Below are 3023 nucleotides of genomic sequence, written 5' to 3'. Positions count from 1 at the left end.
CAGGCGAGCGGCGGTTTCGCGTTCGGGATGGTCGGCGACGAGGCGGTGCAGCGTGGTGGCGGCCTCGGCGGGGCGGTCCAGGCGCAGGGCGGCGTCGGCGCGCTGTTCCATTGCGGTCCAGCGCATATCGGTGAGTCGGGTGATTTCCGGTGCGGCCCAGTCGGAGTCGGCGTAGGCCGCCAGGGCGGGGCCGCGCCAGAGGGACAGTGCGGTGTCCAGGGTTCGGTAGCGGGTCGATAGGTCGGGTTCGATAGCGGCGGTGGCGAGCAGGCGCTCGAAATGCCAGGCGTCCACGGTGGTGGGTTCGGCGCGCAGGGCGTAGCCGGGGGCTTGGGATATCACCACGCGGGCGGGGGCGCGGGGCGGGCGGTGGGGTTCGAGGGCGCGGCGGAGGTAGGAGATATGGGCTTGCAGTGCGCCGGAGGCTTTGGGCGGCGGTTCGCCCTGCCACAGATCCTCGATCAGCCGATCGGCTGACACCACTGCGCCGGCGGCCACGACCAGTCGCGCCAGCACCGCGCCCTGCATGGGCCCGCGCAAAGGCGCTGGGCGGCCGTCCACCGTCACACGCAGCGCGCCGAGTACGTCCACAGTCACCACGAGTGGTACATCGCATGCGACAGCCGGTTCGGTAACTCCACGGCCGGATCGCATTGCCCCAGCCTAAGTCCCGATCGGTCGCCACACGCACCGATCCGGGGCAGCGACTCCCCTCGGAGAACAGCGTGACCGACGGACCGGTGGCCGCATCGCACGCGGCGAACGCGGAAACGACGCGGACCGGTCCCGATGAGACGTGGTCAGCGAGGTTCAGTCGCGCAGGGCGCGGACTCCGGCGGCGGCGAGGACCAGGCCCATCACGATGGTGCCGGGAATGATCCACAGGCCCTCCGCACCGGGCAGGCCCTCCGCCCCGGCCATGGCCAGGACCGCGAGCACGATCAGGGCTCCGGCGGCGCGGCCCATGCGGGGCCGCGGGGCGATCAGCGCGCAGACCGCGATCAGCAACGCTCCCAGCAGGAAGGCGGCGGCGAGCGGACCGGTCACCGGCAGCGCGGCATCCTCGATTCGATGTTGCTCGTGGTGGGAAAGTTGCGGGGCCACGTAGATCTCGTGGTACGCGCCGATCGGAATGGCCAGGGTCAGACCGAGATACAACAGGATTCCGGCGGCGGTGGCGACCTTCGCGATCCCGCCGCCTGCGTTCGGCGGCGGGGCGGTGGCACCCGATCCGACGCCTTCCGACGCTCGGTGGTCGGCGGCGTCGGTCCAACTCGCGGTCACCACCCCGAGCCCGACCGCCAGTAGCACCGCACCGACGGTGAAGGTCAGGTGTGCGGCCACCCAGGTGCTCGCCTGTTCAGCGGCTTCGGAATGTTCCAACGGATGCAGCGCATTGCCCACCGCGAACAGCACACCCCCAGCGATCAGCGCATAGGCCCGCCACCGGATGTCTCGATCGGCCGCGAGCAGTACCTCAGTCCTTGTCATGGAACACACTGTCCGCTACCAGCGTTAACCACGACTTGCCACCGACTTGCGAACCCGAGGCACCGCCTGCCACGAATGAGCGGCACCGACGGTGGCGCAGTGCGCACGGTCCCATACCATCCGGCGGCGGTACCGATATCCGAACCCGGTGGTAAGTATCCCGAATCCGGATGTATGCCGAAAGATTGGTGATGCTCGAATACGGTCGGCGCATAGTGGTGTCGGTTAGAGGCGTGTCGCGGTGTGGACGAGGTCGGCGATGGGTTTGGATCTGCTGTGTGGTGGCCAAGCGATGACGGTCGTGACGGTCGGTGCGTCTGGCACGGGCACGACGGCATGATCGTCGCGTAGCTGGGTTCGCAGCGATTCGGGTACGACCGCGCAGGCCAGTCCGAGCGCGATCAGTTGGAATAGTTGGGTATGGTCACGCACCTGCGGGCCGGGGCCGTCCGCATAACTTCCGTCCGGTCGGGGCCAGCGCGGCAGGGGCAGGTCCGTAAGGGTGTTGACTTCGGCCATCGACAGGTGGGGTCGGTTGGCGAGGGGGTGCCCTGTGGGGAGGACCACGACCTGCTGTTCGGTGTACAAATTCTCGGTGTCGAATCCGGCTGTCGTGTCGTACGGCCGGTGCAGCAGAGCAACGTCGGCACGCCCGTTGTGCAGCAGACTTTCCGGCTGGCCTGGCCCGCACAGCATCACCTCGACTGCCACGGCGCCCGGTTCGGCGGCGTAGGCGTGCAGCAGCTTCGACAACAGTTCGCGGGACGCTCCGGCCTTGGTGGCCAGCACCACCCCGGGCCGGTCGGCCGCGGCACGGCGGGTTCGCCGCTCGGCGGCTTCGACCGCGTCGAGCGCGAGCCGGGCCTCCCGCAGCAGCACCGCCCCGGCCTCGGTCAAGGCGACGGCGCGAGCGGTGCGGTGCAGCAGGACGACGCCGAGCCGCCGTTCGAGCTGCTGGATGGCTCGCGATAGTGGCGGTTGCGCGATCGCGAGCCGTTGTGCTGCCCGCCCGAAGTGCAACTCCTCGGCGACGGCGACGAAGTATCGCATCTCCCGCGTTTCCACCAGGTCATGGTATCCGGCGATAACCACGACCAATACCCGTGCGGTATCGCCGCCTACCCGATCGGTCTTGGACGCTGCACCCGCAGCCGCAGCAGGATCGGCGGTGTGAGTGAACAGACGATCGCGCTGGTGACCGGCGCGAACAAGGGAATCGGATACGAGATCGCCGCTGGCCTGGGCGCGCTCGGCTGGCGAATCGGTGTGGGCGCGCGCGATCGGCAACGCCGCGACACCGCGGTGGAGAAACTCCGCGCGGCCGGGACCGATGCGTTCGGTGTGCCGCTCGACGTGACCGACGACGCAAGTGTGGCCGCGGCGGCCGAATTGATCGCCGACCATGCCGGAGGGCTGGACGTTCTGGTCAACAACGCCGCGATCACCGGCGGTATGCCGCAGACGCCGACCACGGTCGATCCCGCGACCGTGCGAGCTGTCCTGGAAACCGGGTCTGGCGCAGACTTCGTGAT

General features: G+C 69.2%; 4 protein-coding genes. 1 reads left to right on the top strand and 3 read right to left on the bottom strand.

All coding sequences use genetic code 11. The features are described 5' to 3' along the window. From ACT86A_RS27380 to ACT86A_RS27370, 3 genes are all read right to left on the bottom strand, one after another. Nucleotides 1-600: AfsR/SARP family transcriptional regulator (locus ACT86A_RS27380; RefSeq protein WP_445095111.1), on the bottom strand; the 600-nt coding region annotated here is incomplete at its 3' end. A 210-nt stretch (nt 601-810) separates the two neighbouring features. Further along, on the bottom strand, nt 811-1491 hold the full coding sequence (locus ACT86A_RS27375; protein WP_445095110.1) for a hypothetical protein: 681 nt from the start codon (nt 1489-1491) through the stop codon (nt 811-813). A gap of 225 nt (nt 1492-1716) precedes the next feature. Further along, nucleotides 1717-2556, bottom strand: a complete 840-nt coding sequence (locus ACT86A_RS27370) for a LysR family transcriptional regulator (protein ID WP_445095109.1) — start codon at nt 2554-2556, stop codon at nt 1717-1719. A gap of 105 nt (nt 2557-2661) precedes the next feature. Between ACT86A_RS27370 and ACT86A_RS27365 the strand changes: the two genes are divergently transcribed. Further along, nucleotides 2662-3023: SDR family NAD(P)-dependent oxidoreductase (locus ACT86A_RS27365; RefSeq protein ID WP_445095108.1), on the top strand; the 362-nt coding region annotated here is incomplete at its 3' end.

It is taken from the genome of Nocardia glycosmidis (assembly GCF_052545115.1).
The sequence above is the reverse complement of the archived record's forward strand: the minus strand, read 5'-3'. Positions and strand labels throughout refer to the sequence as shown.